Annotated in this window: 19 protein-coding genes; 8 read left to right on the top strand and 11 right to left on the bottom strand. The window is 71.2% G+C overall.

The annotated features are described in order from the left end of the window. Window positions 1-53: 53 nt before the first annotated feature. Window positions 54-380: a nuclear transport factor 2 family protein gene (locus OG252_RS35770; protein WP_266440423.1), complete on the bottom strand. Its 327-nt coding sequence runs from the start codon at window positions 378-380 to the stop codon at window positions 54-56. 196 nt (window positions 381-576) lie between these two features. Between OG252_RS35770 and OG252_RS35765 the strand changes: the two genes are divergently transcribed. After that, the gene (locus OG252_RS35765; protein WP_266440420.1) at window positions 577-1,134 is read left to right on the top strand and encodes a DoxX family protein; all 558 of its coding nucleotides are present in this window, start codon (window positions 577-579) and stop codon (window positions 1,132-1,134) included. Window positions 1,135-1,185: 51 nt separating this feature from the next. Beyond that, the gene (locus tag OG252_RS35760; RefSeq protein ID WP_266440416.1) at window positions 1,186-1,572 is read left to right on the top strand and encodes a MazG-like family protein; all 387 of its coding nucleotides are present in this window, start codon (window positions 1,186-1,188) and stop codon (window positions 1,570-1,572) included. On the opposite strand, the gene OG252_RS35755 is transcribed toward OG252_RS35760, so the two are convergent. The 6 genes from OG252_RS35755 to OG252_RS35730 form a co-directional block, all read right to left on the bottom strand. Next, a complete protein-coding gene (locus tag OG252_RS35755; RefSeq protein WP_329341377.1) occupies window positions 1,569-2,900 on the bottom strand; it encodes an MDR family MFS transporter in 1,332 nt (443 codons plus the stop codon). The two genes, OG252_RS35760 and OG252_RS35755, sit on opposite strands and share 4 nt — an antisense overlap. Beyond that, window positions 2,897-4,009, bottom strand: a complete 1,113-nt coding sequence (locus OG252_RS35750; RefSeq protein ID WP_329341375.1) for a PLP-dependent cysteine synthase family protein — start codon at window positions 4,007-4,009, stop codon at window positions 2,897-2,899. Before OG252_RS35750 ends, OG252_RS35755 begins: the two co-directional genes overlap by 4 nt. Window positions 4,010-4,115: 106 nt before the next feature. Next, the gene (locus OG252_RS35745) at window positions 4,116-4,526 is read right to left on the bottom strand and encodes a hypothetical protein (protein WP_329341372.1); all 411 of its coding nucleotides are present in this window, start codon (window positions 4,524-4,526) and stop codon (window positions 4,116-4,118) included. A 181-nt stretch (window positions 4,527-4,707) separates the two neighbouring features. Beyond that, the gene (locus OG252_RS35740; RefSeq protein WP_329341370.1) at window positions 4,708-5,187 is read right to left on the bottom strand and encodes a hypothetical protein; all 480 of its coding nucleotides are present in this window, start codon (window positions 5,185-5,187) and stop codon (window positions 4,708-4,710) included. A 223-nt stretch (window positions 5,188-5,410) separates the two neighbouring features. Next, window positions 5,411-6,052: a DUF305 domain-containing protein gene (locus OG252_RS35735; RefSeq protein ID WP_329341368.1), complete on the bottom strand. Its 642-nt coding sequence runs from the start codon at window positions 6,050-6,052 to the stop codon at window positions 5,411-5,413. A gap of 88 nt (window positions 6,053-6,140) precedes the next feature. Then, complete coding sequence (locus OG252_RS35730; protein WP_329341366.1) at window positions 6,141-6,575, bottom strand: DUF6153 family protein; 435 nt, start codon at window positions 6,573-6,575, stop codon at window positions 6,141-6,143. Window positions 6,576-6,731: 156 nt separating this feature from the next. On the opposite strand from OG252_RS35730, the gene OG252_RS35725 reads away from it, so the two are divergent. From OG252_RS35725 to OG252_RS35710, 4 genes are all read left to right on the top strand, one after another. Further along, window positions 6,732-7,100, top strand: coding sequence for a BlaI/MecI/CopY family transcriptional regulator (locus OG252_RS35725; protein WP_266440393.1), 369 nt, complete (start codon window positions 6,732-6,734; stop codon window positions 7,098-7,100). Beyond that, window positions 7,097-8,032 carry a M56 family metallopeptidase gene (locus OG252_RS35720; protein ID WP_329341364.1) on the top strand — a complete coding sequence of 312 codons (936 nt, stop codon included), beginning with the start codon at window positions 7,097-7,099 and terminating at the stop codon, window positions 8,030-8,032. The genes OG252_RS35725 and OG252_RS35720 overlap by 4 nt, the downstream gene beginning before the upstream one ends. Window positions 8,033-8,213: 181 nt before the next feature. Continuing rightward, window positions 8,214-9,239, top strand: coding sequence for a C40 family peptidase (locus tag OG252_RS35715; RefSeq protein WP_329341362.1), 1,026 nt, complete (start codon window positions 8,214-8,216; stop codon window positions 9,237-9,239). Between the two features lie 32 nt (window positions 9,240-9,271). Continuing rightward, window positions 9,272-10,150, top strand: a complete 879-nt coding sequence (locus OG252_RS35710) for a F510_1955 family glycosylhydrolase (RefSeq protein ID WP_329341360.1) — start codon at window positions 9,272-9,274, stop codon at window positions 10,148-10,150. Here OG252_RS35710 and OG252_RS35705 read toward each other — a convergent pair. Together OG252_RS35705 and OG252_RS35700 are read right to left on the bottom strand one after the other, a co-directional pair. Next, the gene (locus OG252_RS35705) at window positions 10,137-10,694 is read right to left on the bottom strand and encodes a hypothetical protein (protein ID WP_329341358.1); all 558 of its coding nucleotides are present in this window, start codon (window positions 10,692-10,694) and stop codon (window positions 10,137-10,139) included. The two genes, OG252_RS35710 and OG252_RS35705, sit on opposite strands and share 14 nt — an antisense overlap. Before the next feature lie 5 nt (window positions 10,695-10,699). Beyond that, window positions 10,700-10,867, bottom strand: a complete 168-nt coding sequence (locus tag OG252_RS35700; protein WP_266440382.1) for a hypothetical protein — start codon at window positions 10,865-10,867, stop codon at window positions 10,700-10,702. Between the two features lie 117 nt (window positions 10,868-10,984). Here OG252_RS35700 and OG252_RS35695 point away from each other — a divergent pair, with 117 nt between their 5' ends. Beyond that, the gene (locus tag OG252_RS35695) at window positions 10,985-11,671 is read left to right on the top strand and encodes a TetR/AcrR family transcriptional regulator (RefSeq protein ID WP_329341356.1); all 687 of its coding nucleotides are present in this window, start codon (window positions 10,985-10,987) and stop codon (window positions 11,669-11,671) included. A gap of 21 nt (window positions 11,672-11,692) precedes the next feature. Here the strand turns inward: OG252_RS35695 and OG252_RS35690 are convergent, their stop codons facing one another. After that, window positions 11,693-13,252: a multicopper oxidase family protein gene (locus OG252_RS35690; RefSeq protein ID WP_329341354.1), complete on the bottom strand. Its 1,560-nt coding sequence runs from the start codon at window positions 13,250-13,252 to the stop codon at window positions 11,693-11,695. Window positions 13,253-13,329: 77 nt separating this feature from the next. Continuing rightward, window positions 13,330-13,731 (bottom strand): hypothetical protein, encoded by a 402-nt coding sequence (locus tag OG252_RS35685; RefSeq protein WP_329341353.1) that lies wholly within the window; start codon window positions 13,729-13,731, stop codon window positions 13,330-13,332. Window positions 13,732-13,853: 122 nt separating this feature from the next. Here OG252_RS35685 and OG252_RS35680 point away from each other — a divergent pair, with 122 nt between their 5' ends. Next, window positions 13,854-14,777: a DUF5134 domain-containing protein gene (locus tag OG252_RS35680; protein WP_329345264.1), complete on the top strand. Its 924-nt coding sequence runs from the start codon at window positions 13,854-13,856 to the stop codon at window positions 14,775-14,777. The last annotated feature ends 97 nt before the right edge of the window (window positions 14,778-14,874 follow it).

The raw sequence follows: 14,874 nt of genomic DNA, 5'->3' as shown, positions 1-14,874 counted from the left end.
CGATGAACGGTAGGAGTTGGAGTGCACTCTAGGGCAAGGGTTTTCTACGCGGGTTATGCCTGACCGGTCTCGAAGCGGGAGATCCTGCCGTCGCCCTCGACCGTGAAGGTCCACCGGGTGCGCATCTCGCCCCAGGTGTCGTTGCTGTAGCGGGCGAGGAGGGCGCGGCCGCCCTGGGACTCGTTGTCGACCTCCATGTGGCCGTGGGAGGCGAAGATCTCCCGGTCGATCCACTCGTCGAGGTCGCGGTCGGAACCGTCGTCCGCCATGGTCGCGCCGGGCGCGAGGACCTTCAGAAAGGCCTCGCGGTCATGGGCGTTGACGGCGGTGACGAAGGCGCGGACGGCCGGGTCGCTCAGTCTCGCTGTCTGAATCGTCATGGCAGTCAGACTCACACCGCGCTCGGGAGAGCGCCACCCGAACGGCGCCTCGGGCGGAGCCGGTGGGTGTGAGCGGTGGGACGGTGGAAAGGCGCGGGGTGCCCCTTCCTTCCGCCCTCTGTCCTTCTCCATCTCTGTCTCCGTCTCTGTCTCCGTCTCTATCTCTGTCTCTTCTCCGTCTGTTCCGGGAGTCATCGTGAGCTGTTACGACCGACGTGATCTGGGCCTGCTGCTGCTCCGGCTGGGGACCGGCGGTGTGCTGGCCGCGCACGGCACGCAGAAGCTGTTCGGGTGGTTCGGCGGGCACGGGCTGGCGGGCACCGGCCAGTTCTTCGAGTCCGTCGGCTACACGCCCGGGAAGCCGAGCGCCGCGGCGGCGGGGCTGGCCGAGGCCGGCGGCGGCACCCTGCTCGCACTGGGCCTGGCGACCCCGGCGGCCGGTGCGGCTGCGGCCGGGGCGATGGCGGGCGCGGCCGCGGTGCACACGCCGAACGGCTTCTTCAACGCGAGCGGCGGCTACGAGTACGCCGCCTCCCTGGGCCTGACGGCGGCCGGTCTCGCCGTCACGGGGCCCGGCCGGCTCTCCGTGGACCACGCGCTCGGTCACGCGGTCAACCGGAACTGGATGATCCCGGCCGCGTTCGCGGCGACCGGTCTGGTGACGGCGCTGGTCGTGGGCGCCCGCAACCGGCGGCTGCGGCAGGCGGAGGAGGGCGAGCAGACCGCCTTGTTCGAGGAGACGTTCGACGAGTGAGGCGGTGAGGCACGGTGTCCCGCGGCCCCGACCGCGTGACAGGCTGCCCGCATGACTGATCAGGCCACCTCCCCCGAGACGACCGAGACCACGAGGGTGACCGGGACGACCGCGGACCTCTGGGGCTCCGTCGACGACCTGTGGAGCTGGCTGGAGGCGAACCGTCCCGTCGACGGCGACCAGGGCCTGCTGCTGCGCATGCTGAAGCTGTCGGAGGAGGTCGGCGAGGTCGCCCAGGCGGTGATCGGCGCGACCGGCCAGAACCCGCGCAAGGGCGTCACCCATACCTGGGAGGACGTCCAGGGTGAGCTGTGCGACGTCGTGATCACGGCCCTGGTGGCCCTGCGCACGCTCACCCCGGACACCCGGGAGGTCTTCACCCGGCATCTGGCCCGGGTGACGGAACGCTCCCTGGGGCCGGCGGCCCCGTCGGCCTAGTCGGCGTCGACGAGGACGTCCTTCGTCCCGCCCTCCTGACTTCCTGACGGTCGGCCGGCGTCACCGTGGTCGCGATCCGCACGCTGCAGCCGGTACAGGGACCATGCGCAGACCAGCCCCAGGACGAGCAGCGCCAGCCAGGGCAGCGCGGACATGCCGGCCGACCGCGCGGCGTCGAGGGCCGCCCCGGTGAGCAGGTTGCCCAAGGTGATGCCGACCCCGCAGATGGTGTTGTAGAGGCCGTAGTGGGTGGCGACGAGGCGGTCGCCCGAGAGCCGGACGATGGTGTCCATCTCGAAGGGGTACGCGATCATCGTGCCCAGCGCCAGCAGCAGTGCGGCCAGCGTCGGCGGGACGACCGCGAGCAGCCGGCGTCCCATTCCCCCGTCCGGCACGGGCACGGCCGTCGCCACGAGCAGCGGGACGAAGGCCAGCCCCATGCTCAACAGCCCCCAGGCCAGGGCCTGTCCGGGCTCCAGCCGCTCCTTGCACCAGGCCGTCACCCTGGTCTGCCCGAAGATCGTGGCCAGGCCCGAGGCCGCGAAGAGCACGGCGACGGCCGCGGTCCCGAACTCGCCGTCGCCCCCCAGACGTCGTACCTCCAGCGGCAAGGCCAGATAGACCTGGAAGGACAGGACGTACGAGCCGATCATGGCCGTCGAGAAGAGCAGGAAGGCGCGGTTGCGCAGGATCCCGCGCCACTGGGCGAGCACGCGTTCGTGCCCGTCGGCCTTCGCGTCCGCCGCGTCGTCCGCGCGCCGAGCGGGCAGCGCACGGATCTGTACGACGCTCAGCAGCGCGAACACCGCCGCCGAGACGAGGCAGGTGATCCGGAAGTCGAAGCCGGTCAGCAGCATCCCCACGAGCGGGCCGAGCAGGATGCCCGCCTGGTAGAAGACGTTGAAGAGGGCGAAGGCCTCGACCCGGCGCTCCCCCGCGTCGGCGGCGAGATAGGCGCGCACGGCCGGGTTGAACAACGCTCCGGCGAAGCCGGTGGCCGCCGAGGCGGCCAGCAGCGCCGGAACCGAGTCGACCAGACCGAGCGTGGCGAAGCCCACCGTGCGCAGCACGCATCCCGCGACGATCAGCGGCTTGTAGCCCAGCCGGTCGGCGAGGGTACCGCCGATGAGGAACATGCCCTGCTGGCTGAAGTTCCGTACCCCGAGGATGAGTCCGACGGTCCAGCCGGCCAGGCCGAGGGATCCGGACAGGTGGGCGGCCAGGTACGGCATCAGCATGTAGAAGCCGAGGTTGATGGTGAACTGGTTCACCATGAGCAGTTGGACGCTCCGCTCGTAGGAGCGGACCTGTGTGAGCGTCGTCTTCACCGTGCCGCCCTGCCTTCGGCACCGGCCGTTCCGGCCGGCAGGGAGAGGGGATCGCTGACGCTCGTGCAGCGGGTCCAGCGGGTGACCTCCTTCTCGTCGGGGCGGCCCACCAGCTCCGGTTCGGGTGCGGGGGTCACGCCCAGCAGCCCGTGCTCGGCGCAGTACTGGTCGTCGTAGACGGTCTCCAGGTACCGCTGGGGCCCGTCGGGGAAGATCGCCACGATGCGGGTGCTCGCGGCGGCCGTCCGGGCGAGCCAGCCGGCCACCAGCGCGACCGCGCCGACGCTCCAGCCGCCGGTGGCGTAGTGCGAGGCGGCCAACTGCCTGCAGGCCCAGACCGATTCGCCCGGTGCCACCCAGTGCACCTCGCTGAAGTTCTCGTACGCCACGTTGCGCGGGTAGATGCTGGAGCCGAGTCCGCGCATCAGGCGGGTCTTCGCGGGCTGGCCGAAGATGGTCGAGCCCACGGTGTCCACACCCACCAGCCGCATGTCGGGGTAGAGCTGGCGCAGAACGCGCGAGATGCCCGCGGAGTGGCCGCCCGTGCCGACGCTGCAGACCAGTAAGTCGATGTGGCCCAGCTGCGAGGCGAGTTCGAGGGCGAGCGGGGTGTAGGCGGAGACGTTGTCGGGATTGCCGTACTGGTCGGGGCACCAGGCGCCGGGGCTCCGCGCCAGCAGTTGGGCCACCCGGTCGCGGCGGGCCTCCTGCCAGCCGCCGGTGGGATGCGGCTCGGGCACCATGTCGACGGTGGCGCCGTAGGCGGTGAGCAGCCGGGTCATGGACGGTTCGAGGCCCGGGTCGGTGACCAGGGTGACGGGGTGCCCGTAGACCATTCCGGCCAGGGCGAGACCGAGGCCGAGGGTGCCGCTGGTCGACTCGATGACCGGAGCTCCCGGGCGCAGGTCGCCGCGGGCCCGGGCCCGTTCGACCATGTGCAGTGCGGGGCGGTCCTTGATGCCGCCGGGGTTGAAGCCCTCCAGCTTGGCCCAGAACCCACGGTCGGGCGTGGAGAAGGGCTGGGACACGCGCAGTACGGGGGTGTTGCCGACCAGCCCGGAGAGGGTGGAGCCGGCGGGGGTGAAGCCACTCGTGGTGGGAGAGTGCATCTCTTTCGCTCTCGTTCGATGCGGACGCGTGCGGGTGCTCGTCTCGCGCGCCGGCGGATGCGCGGCGCGCGGCGGTCCGGCCGGGGCCGGCCTGCCCGGGTGACGCCTATATGCGCCACTGGCAGAGGGAGACGAGAGCGGACCGGCCACCGCTGGGCGGGAGTCTTCGCGCGGGACCACGGGGGTCGCGCGCGCGGAGGTCTGCCGGGTCCGTCGGTGCCGCGGCGGTCGTCGCGGACGGGGGGACGCGGGCCCAGGACTTCGAGACCGCGGCGGCCTGGGAACGGGCGCCGGGACACAGGTCGGGAGAGTCCGGCCCGTCGGCTGTCTCGCCCTCGGGCCTCTGCGGGGTCGACGGGATCTCGCTCGACGCGGCGGCCGAGGGACCGTAGGGCTGCTCCGGCGTATGGAGCCGATCACCGAGGCACGCCAGTAGCGCGAGCGTCGCGAGCAGCAGGGCGTACAGCGTGGCGTGGGCGAGTCGGGTCGTCCCGCTCTTGGCAGGGGTGGGCGGCACAGGTCCTCCGCGCGGCGCTGCCCTGGCCGAAGGGATCCGGGATCACGGCAGGGCAGGGATCAGTGGGGGGTGGTGGAAAGGGTCGTCGACCATCCCCGCACCGCACCGGAGAACGGCATGCGGAGGAGGTCAGACGCCAGGAACCGGCAACCGGGACACACCGGTTCGGAAAAGCGCTGACCTAGATGCGCAGAATCGTGGAACCCGCCGCATGCGCTATCGGAGCGACGACGTCGCGGACCGCGGCGTGGCGGGCGTTTGCCGCCCGGGGCAGGCCGTCGTCATCGCTCTGCGAGCTCAGCGGAGTCAGGCAGGGCACGCCGGCACCGGGCCCTTGCGGAGGCTGCCCCAGCGCGCACTCCCCACCGGCGTGGTGCCGGCCGTGACCGTCGTGGTGGTCGCCCGAGGGACTGTCGTGGGTCTGGCTCGCGGACACCGCCGACGTGGCACTCGCAACCCTTTCGCTGTGCGCGACGGGCTCGAAATGAACGCCGGAGACGGCGACGCCTTCCTCGGACGCGACGTGACGCACCGTGGCATCCGGGCTGACGGCATGCGTATACAGCAGACCGAAGAGGAACAGGCCCAGCCCCAGCACACGCCACAGAACCGCTGTCGAGCGGCTCCGCTGCACACCGGAAGGCGACCAGGCCGTAATCACGCCGTGATCCTAACCCGCCCCAGAAGCCCTCGCGCTCCGAACGGCGAGAACACTGCGTGAACAAGCCATCGTGCGGACACGGCCGCCTCCGGACGGAACCAACCACCTGAAAGGGCACGGCACTTCACCGACTGCAAACACTCGCGCCGACATCTCGCGGGCGACACGACAGCGGTGGGCCACCGGGGTGATCCCCGGCGGCCCGCCGCTTCATGGCCCCGTGTCAGCTCTTGTCGAGCATCTTGTTCATCTGCTCGATCTCGGCGGTCTGGGCCGTGATCACGTCGTCCGCGAGCTTCACGGCGGGGTCGTACGCGCCGTCGGCCTTCTCGGCCCTGGCCATCTCGACGGCGCCCTCGTGGTGCTTGACCATCATCTCGAGGAACATCGTGTCGAACCCGGCGCCGGAGGCCTTGTCCAGCTTGTCCATGTCCTCGCTGCTCATCATGCCGGGCATGCCGGAGGACATGTCGTGGCCCTCCATGCCGGACATGTCCGCGGGGACCTCCTCGCCCCACGAGGTGAGCCAGCCGGACATCGTCTTGATCTCCGGGTCCTGCGCCCCCTTGATCTTCGTCGCGAGGTCCTTGACCTCCTGCGAGGAGGCGCGGTCGGCGGCCATGTCGGCCATCTCGATGGCCTGGCGGTGGTGCTGGATCATCTCCGTGGCGAAGTCGACGTCCTGGTCGTTGTGCTCACCGGCCTCGGCGGACGCGGAGGCGGAGGCAGACGCGGACGCGCTGGAGTCGGACCCCATCGAGCCCATGTCGTGGCCGTCGCCCCCACAGGCGGCGAGCACGAGGGCGGCCACCGAAGTGGTGGCGGCGAGGGCGGTACGGCGGATGAGCTTGCGGCGTGCGGTCATGGTGGAACTCCTGCGATCGGAGGTGGAAAAGGGCGTACCGATGCGCGGCGCCGCGCCCTCAGGGGCGTACGGCGTCACGCGGGCCGCTCTATATCCGCAGGAGTTGGAGTTCGGAGAGGGAAGGCGGCGCCCGGCCGCCGTCCGGTCCGCTGCCGCCCGGCGAGGTACGCGCGAGCGGTGCTCCGGCGCAGGCCACCACATCGGGCAGCAGCACGGGCACCACGCCGGGAGCCCCGGCCACCGCCGCTGAGGCGCAGGTCGGGTCCGCGTGCTGCGCGTGGCCTTGGCAGTCGCCGCCGCCGTGTTCACAGGTGCCGGGCGTGGAGGCCACGACGCCCGTGCCCATACCCATGTCCATGCCCGCGGCCGCCACTGTCCGGTCGTGTCCGTGGCCGGCCGCGGCCTCCGGCACCGGTCCGAGACCGTGCATGCCGAGCAGGCCCAGCAGCAGAGCGCCCACGAGCAGCCCGAAGGACCGCAACACCGGTTGCGGTCGAGGGGCGGGCTGTACGAGGCGGGTCACGGCGCCATGGTAGGCACAGGCTGTTGGGCCCTCGCATCTTGGACGTACGCGAACAGGTCGCATATCGGACGCACGCGAGAAGGCGCGAGAGGCCGTCGGACTACTATGGCCTTGCGTATTCGCTTGCGCATTCGGTGGCGAAAAAGGAGTCAGGGCATGCGGCGGCTGGGGGAGCTCGAGGCGGAGATCATGGACCGCCTCTGGACGTGGAACCGTCCGGCCACGGTGCGTGAGGTCGTCGACGACATAAACAAGACCCGCCCTGTTGCGTACACCACGGTGATGACCGTCACCAACATCCTGTACACCAAGGGCTGGCTGCTCCGGGGCAAGCAGGGCCGCGCCTGGCTCTACACGCCCGTCCGCAGTCGCGAGGCGTACGCCGCCGCGCTCATGGAGGACGGCCTGGGAGAGAGCAAGGACCGCCCGGCCGCGCTGGTCCACTTCGTCGAGAACATGTCCGAGGACGAGGTGGCCGCCCTGCGGAAGGCCCTGCGGAACGTCGGTCGTCAGGCGAAGGCGTGAACGCGGCGCCGGTTCTGGTCGGCTACACGGCCGCCGTGGGTTTCGTCGCACCGCAGCTGATCCTGCGCGCCCGCTGGCCGCACCGGGCTCCGGCGCTGGCGGCAGCGGTGTGGTACGCCCTGGCGGTCTCGTTCTCGATCGGGGCGGCCCTGTCCGCCTACAACCTGGCCATGCCGACCGAGCATCTGCACGCGGGCCTGGTGGGCCTGCTGCACTCCTGCGGGCTCGACATGGGTGCGGGGGTGGGGGCGGGGGCGAGTGCGGTGACGCCCGACCCCGGCACGGCGGAGCGACTGGCCGCCGGTGTGCCCGGCGCCTTCGCGGTCGCGCTGCTGGCCGGCTTCGCCTTCCATGTGACGCGCGCCCGCCGGGCGCGGACGGAGCACCGGCAGGCCCTGGACCTGGTCGGCCGCCACTCGGCACGACTGAGCGCCACCGTCCTGCCGTACGACGTCCCCGCCGCGTACTGCCTGCCCGGCCGCCGTCCCCGGATCGTGGTCAGTGACGCGGCCGTGCGCGAGCTGACGCCGGATCAGCTCGGCGCCGTACTGGAGCACGAGCAGGCGCACATCGCGGGCCGCCACCACCTGCTCCTGGCCGCCGTGGAGGCCTTCCACTCGGTGTTCCGCCGACTCCCGCTGGCCCGCCACGTCCGTGAGCAGACGGCGCTGCTGCTGGAGATGATCGCGGACGACCGCGCCCTGCGCAGCCACTCCCACGAGGTGCTGGCCACCGCCATGTACGAGATGGCCGCGGCCCGCGCCCCCAAGGGCGCGCTCGCCGCGGGCGGTCACACCGTCCTGATCCGCATGAAGCGGATCCTCGGTCCGCACGAGGCGCCTCATCCGGCCCTGTGGGGTTCGGTCGCCACCGTGGCGCTCGCGGTTCCGCTGCTGCCGCTGCTGGTGGCCTGCCCGCCCGGGCTCGGCTGACCGACTGGCCGGCTCACCGACCGCCCAGCTCTCCTGAAACGCCTGTGACTCGTACTCACTTGCGATGCCAACCACTAAGCTACTAAGTTCTAACGCGCTTGCCTGTCGGCGCCCCGGCGCCGGTACGACGGCCGCCGGCCCGTCGCCTGGTACACAGACCGCGCAGAGGAGTCACCCCACGATGGGAACCCACCGTCGGCCGAAGCCGCCCAGCCGTGCCCGAATAGCCACGCTCGGTATGGCCGCCGGCGCCGTCAGCCTCCTGCCGACCCAGAGCCAGGCGGCTCCCCAGCCCACGCTGGAAGACGTGCGCAAGCAGGTCGAGACGCTGTACGAGGAGGCCGAGGCTCCCACGGAGGAGTACAACGCCATCAGCGAGAAGCAGGCGAAGCTGCAGCGCGAGGTGGACGGCGCGCGGGACCGGCTGGCCCGCAAGCAGCAGGAGGTCAACGAACTGCGGGAGAAGATCGGCCCGTTGGCGGCCGCGCAGTACCGCGGTGGCGGCATCGACCCGAGTGTGGAGCTGTTCCTGTCCGGCGACCCGGACAACTACCTCGACCAGGCCGCGATGCTGGACCGTACGAGCAGCCGACAGGCCGACGCGCTGCGGGCGATGCAGACCAAGCAGCGCGAACTGACGCAGGAGCGCACGGACGCCCAGAAGCGCCTGAAGGCCCTCGAGGAGACGCGCGCCGAGGCCGCCGAGACGAAGAACGAGGTCCAGGGCAAGCTCGCCGAGGCACGCAAGCTCCTGAACAGCCTGACCGCCCAGCAGCGCGCCCGGATGGAGGCCGACCAGGAGCGCGACGACGCCTCCGCGGGCGCCAGCGACTCCCCCGCCAACTACAACGGGCCCGCGAGCGGTCGCGCCAAGACCGCGCTCGACTTCGCGTACGCGCAGCTCGGCAAGCCGTACGAGTGGGGCTCGACCGGCCCCAACTCCTACGACTGCTCAGGGCTCGTGGGCGCGGCCTGGCGCACGGCGGGCGTGTCCCTGCCCCGCACGGTCAAGCAGATGTACGACGCGGGCCGCAAGGTGTCCAAGTCGGACCTGCAGCCGGGCGACATCATCTACTGGTACAACGACACCCAGCACAACGGCATGTACGTCGGCAACGGCAAGGCCATCCACGCGCCGCGCACCGGCAAGAACATCGAGATCGTCCCCCTGGACTCCATGCCGTTCTTCGCCGCGTCCCGGCCCTGAGCACCAACTCCCGTATCTCGCAAGGAACTTCAGTGACCGCACGCCCGGCCGTCCGTACCCTGCTCGGCGCGGCGGGCGTCTCGCTCGCCGCCCTGGTCCTGTCCGCGTGCGGAGGCGGAGGCGGCTCCGCCGAGCCGGGCGCGGCAGCGGACGAGGCTTCGGAGGCGTCGGGGTCGTTCTCCCATGTGCACGGCCTGGGCGTCGATCCGGCCGACGGACGTGTGTACGTCGCCACCCACAACGGTCTCTACACCGTGGCCGAGGGCGGGAAGCCGAAGCTCGTCGGCGAGAGCAGGGACGACTTCATGGGCTTCACCGTGACCGGCGCGAGGACCTTCGTCGCGAGCGGACACGGAGCCGAGGGCAGCGGCCGTCCGGGCGACGTCGGCCTCATCGAGAGCAAGGACGCGGGCGTCACCTGGACGTCCCGGTCGCTGTCCGGGGAGGCCGATTTCCATGCGCTCGACTCGGCCGGGGGAACCGTCTACGGGTACGAGGCCGGCCGGGTCCGGGTCAGCGGCGATCTCAGGAGCTGGGACGACCGGGCCCCGCTCGACGCCCTCGACCTCGCGGTGAGCCCGGCCGGGGACAGGCTGCTGGCCACCACGGCCGACGGTGTCGCGGTCAGCACCGACGGCGGCCGCACCTTCGGCAAGGGCACCGGGCGGGTCCAGGCCTTCCTGTCCTGGCCGTTGGAGAAGTCGCTGTTCGGCATCGACCCCTCCGGGAAGCTGAGCAGCAGCGCGGACGGCGGCAGGACCTGGAAGCGGCTCACGACCGTGCCCGGCGGACAGCCCCAGGCACTGACCGCGGTGAATGCCGAGCACGTGCTCGCCGCGACGCAGGACGGGGTGTACGAGTCCCGCGACGGCGGCATGACCTTCACCGCGCTCGCGCCTATCGCCTCGTGAGGTCGCCCACGGGCGAGGGGGAACCCTGCCAGGAGGGGGAATCCTGTCGCTTCCGCCACCCGTAGCGGGTCAGCCCCTTCGGCTTGAACACCGACAGCGTGACCGCGACCAGAAGTATCAGCAGGGCCGCGGCGGCATCGGCCAGCAGTTGGACCCTCATCCCGAAGAGGTCGTCGCCGGACAGGTTCGCCTCGGCCGCGGCGTCGGCGACGTGGCCGATCACCTGCATGTGCACGAGCAGCAGGACGGAGGCGACGACGTTGATCAGCAGCTTGAACAGCACCCAGTAGTGGCGGAACAGCCCCCACGCGCTCCCCAGGGACTGGACGAGCCCCGTGACCAGTGAGGCGAAGCTGAGCGGGACCAGGACGAACCAGCCCGTCACCTCCATCGCCAGGTAGGCGCCCCGCACCGTCTGGGCACTCCCGTCGGCCAGACCGGCGACGGCGAGGACGAGGAAGACGGCGACGGCACCGAGCCAGCCGACCGACGAGGTGACGTGCGCGGTGAGCGCGAGCCTGCGGAGGCGAGGGTTCATGGTCATCGCGATCAGTGGCCGCTCATGCCGCCGCCGAGCGTGTGCATGAGCACGAGCGCCACGAGCAGGGCCGCGCCGGCGGCGATCGCGAGGGTCCTGGCCCAGCGCGGCATGCCGGGATGCGCCGCGGGAGCCGGTCCGTGACCGGTGTCGTCGGGGCGAGCGGGCGAGTCGGCCATGTGCGTGTCCCTCACGGTGCGCGATGCGTGGATGGTGCGCTGCGCCCATTTTACGAGACACGGTGTCTACGGTGTCAAGCAGCGTGTATCGAGGGCGCCGCCCCGTACACTGAACCGGTGCCGAAGCTGTGGAACGAGACGATCGAGGCGCACCGCCGCGCCGTGCGCGACGCGATCCTGGACTCCACCGCCGAGCTGGCCGCCGAGCACGGCGTACGGTCGGTGACGATGTCGCAGATCGCCGAGCAGGCAGGCATCGGGCGGGCGACGCTCTACAAGTACTTCCCGGACGTCGAGGCGATCCTGTTCGCCTGGCACGACCGTCGGATCACCGAGCACCTCGGACAGTTGGCCGAGATCCGGGACCGGACCGACGGGGCCGGCGACCGACTGGAAGCGGTCCTCAGGGCGTTCGCGCACATCTCGCGCCACTCCCGCGGACACCACGGCACCGAACTCGCCGCGCTCCTCCATCGGGACGAGCGGGTGGCCGACGCCCAGCGGCAGCTCCACGACATGATCCGGGACCTGTTGGCGGCAGGCGTCGAGACCGGGGACTTCCGCGGCGATGTCGCGCCCGCCGAACTCGCGACGTACTGCCTGCACGCCCTCACGGCGGCCGCCGCCCTGCCCTCCGACGCGGCGGCCGACCGCCTGGTCACGGTCACCCTGTCCGGACTGCGTGAGGGGAACGCCGTACCGGGCGACCGTGCTGCACCGGTCGACCGTGCCGTACGGGACGACCGGAAGCCGACGCGTCGGCATGAGCAGCACGGCCACCACCCGGGGCGGTCGGCCCACTAGATCCGCGGCGCGAGACGGACGTCAGGCCCGGTAGGCCACGTTCGCCATCATCCCGGCCTCGCCGTGGTACGCGTTGTGGCAGTGCAGCATCCACTGGCCCGGGTTGTCCGCGTCGAAGAAGACGGACAGCTTCTTCCTGGGCAGCACGATCGAGGTGTCCTTGCGCGGCCCCGAGGCGCCGAGCTGGTACGTGTGACCGTGCAGGTGCATCGGGTGCCACATGTCGGTGTCGTTGACGAAGTCCAGCCGTACCCGCTGACCTTCCTCGACGAGGATCGGGTTCGCCTCGGTGTCGTTCATGTCGAACGGCGTGCCGTTGATGGCCCAGTTGTACTTGTCCATGCCGCCGGTCAGCTCGATCCGGTGCGTGACGTCGGTCTTGGCGGACTCCAGGCGCACGTCGTCGGCCGCCCGCAGCTGGGACGCCGTCATCATCATGCCGTCGAGCTCCTTCGGACGGACCGTCGCCTTCGGGGCACTCCCCGAGCCCGTACGCACCAGGGCGAGACCGTTCGCGTCCTTGCCCTCGGCCAGGGCGACGAGCGGGAAGACGCCGTCGCCCAGGGTGACCAGGACGTCGTACCGCTCGCCCATGCCGACCAGGAGGGCATCCACTTCCCGGTGCCGGACCGGGAAGCCGTCGGTGTGCGTGACGGTCAGCCGGTGGCCGCCGAGGGCCACCCTGTACGCCGTGTCGCCGCCGGCGTTGACGATCCGCAGCCGTACCTTCGTGCCGGGCTTGCCCGTGTAGACGTCCGGGTCGGTCGCCACCCGGCCGTTGACCAGGTGGTACGGGTACTTCACATCACCCGCGTCGCCGCCGAGCAGGTCGCTCTCGGCACCCATGAGCATGAACTTCGCCCCGCCCATGTCCATACCGCCCATGTCCATGCCGCCCATGTCCATGCCGCCCATGCCCTGCTTCAGCTCGGCGAAGACCTCGTCGGGGGTGCCGGTGACGCCGTCGACCCAGTCGTCGAGGAGGACGACCCACTCGTCGTCGTGGTCGAGGGTCTCCTTGGGATCCTCGACGATCAGCGGGGCGTACAGGCCGCGGTCGAGCTGGACGCCGACGTGCGGGTGGAAGAAGTACGTGCCCGGGGCGTCGGCGATGAACCGGTACGTGAAGGTGGAGCCGGCCCGGACGGCGGTCTGGGTGGTGGGCGGCACGCCGTCCATGTCGTCGCGCAGGGCGATGCCGTGCCAGTGGATCGACGTGGCGGTCCTGTCCGGGAGCTGGTTGGACACCTCGGCGACGAGGGTGTCGCCGACGGACAGGCGGACCTCCTTGCCGGGGGTGCGGCCGTCGAAGGCCCAGGTCCTCGGCGTGACACCGCCGCCCAGGTCGATCACGGCGGGCGCCGCGGTCAGGGTGAGCCTCTGCTGCCGTCCGGTGCCGGTCCGCTTCTTCTCGGCGGCGGCGACCGCCGCGCCCGAGGGGCTGACCAGGGCGTTGCCGCCCGAGCCGGAACCGGAGTCGGAGTCGGAGTCGGAGCCGCTGCTGCTGCACGCCGCGAGCGCGCCCGTGCCGGCGACGCCCAGCCCTGCGAGCAGGACGGAGCGGCGGTTGATGCTGTTCATGGGATTGGGTCCTCTGGTCGGAACTGCTGATGTGGTCGCGGAGAGGAGACGGCACATCGCGCGCCGTCCGGCGCGACCTACAGGCGCAGTTGAGAGAGGACCGACAGATCGGGCGGGGCCCGGCCGACCGTGGCGCCGGGTGCGCGTCCGGCCTCGGCGTGCCGCGGGTGCGCGAGCGGATCGGACGTGCCTCGTGTGGGTGTCGCCAGCTGCACGGAGTCGACACTCGCCGTGGTGCAGTGCTGAATTCCAGGCGTGGAGCATCCGCCGTTGTCGTCGGCGGTGGCCGTGCCGGGCATGGCGGCAGGGGCCGTATGAGCCGTATGAACTGCGCTCGGCATCGCCATCGGCATCGAGATGACACGCGTCTCGGACGTCTCGTGGTGAACGAGCACGGCCAGCGCGACCCACAGGGTGAGGAACACCCCGTAGGTCCAGCGGACGGCTGCGCCGCCGCTGGGAGCCGACCGTATCGCCATGCGCTCCACCTGGTGTTGTGCTTGCCGAGCCCGAGCCCCTGAACGCTCACCGACCTCGGAACGTACTAAGGGCACTAGCAGATCGTAGCCCGAGAGACGCTCAGACGATCGTGAGGGTGAAGATGGGAATCCTGGCGCTCAGTTGGGCCATCGCGGCGGTCGCCGCCCTGGTGGCCGCCGTCAGCGCGGTCCGGGTGGTGACCACCAGCGGTGAACCCCGGTTCGTGGCCGGGGGCGATCTCCTGATGGGCCTGTGCATGGTCGCCATGGCCCTGCCTGCGACGGTCGCCTGGTACGCGGACTACGGCATGTGGTGGTCCGGGGCGTTCGCGCTGCTCGGGCTGGGAGGCGTGGCGATGGCCGTCAGGCACACGCGCACGCGCGGGTGGAAGCACGGCCGGCACTGGGTGCACCTCGTCGTGGGCAGCGCGGGCATGGTGATCATGACGCTGGCCATGACGAGTACGTCGTCCGGACCTGTTCTCGCCCTGGGCCATTCCTCGATGGCGCACATGCCGGGCATGGAGCACACGGCGAGCTCGGCGGACACGCACGAGATGGCGGGCATGGACTCCATGCAGGGTATGGAGGGGATGGAGGGCATGGAGGGCATGGAGGGGATGGAGTCCATGGAGGGCATGGGTTCCGCGCACGGGACGGACATGCCCGGCATGACGCAGGCCGCGGCCGGCACTGACGCCTCCGCGGGGTCCCCCACCTTGTGGCGGCTCCTGATCGTGGCGCTCGCCGTGTACTTCGTGCTGTCGATCGGCGCGTCCGTGTGGGCCAGGATCCGGGGCACCGGCAGGCGTGGCCGGAGTGCGGGCTCCGGGGTCGGCTGGGGTCGCTGGCTGCTGGCCATGCCGGACACGGTGTTCGTCTTCCTGGCGTCCTTGACGGTCTCCGTGTGGGACAGGGCCCGGTCCGCACAGTCGACCGGTCACGGGCGGCGTCGCAAACTCGGGGCCGCCCCGGACGCGGCGCTGGCGGCCCACATCGGCATGGGCGGGACCATGTCCGCGATGCTGCTGATGATGGCCGTGTGAGGGCCGGGCACCACCGCTGACCGGTACTGGACGACACACAGGTCACAGTGTCCACTAAGCAGCTTGAGAGATAGAGGAATTCACCGGAGGGGTCACC

Source organism: Streptomyces sp. NBC_01352 (assembly GCF_036237295.1).
GTDB lineage: Bacteria > Actinomycetota > Actinomycetes > Streptomycetales > Streptomycetaceae > Streptomyces > Streptomyces plumbiresistens.
This window is presented reverse-complemented; position numbering and strand designations above follow the sequence as displayed.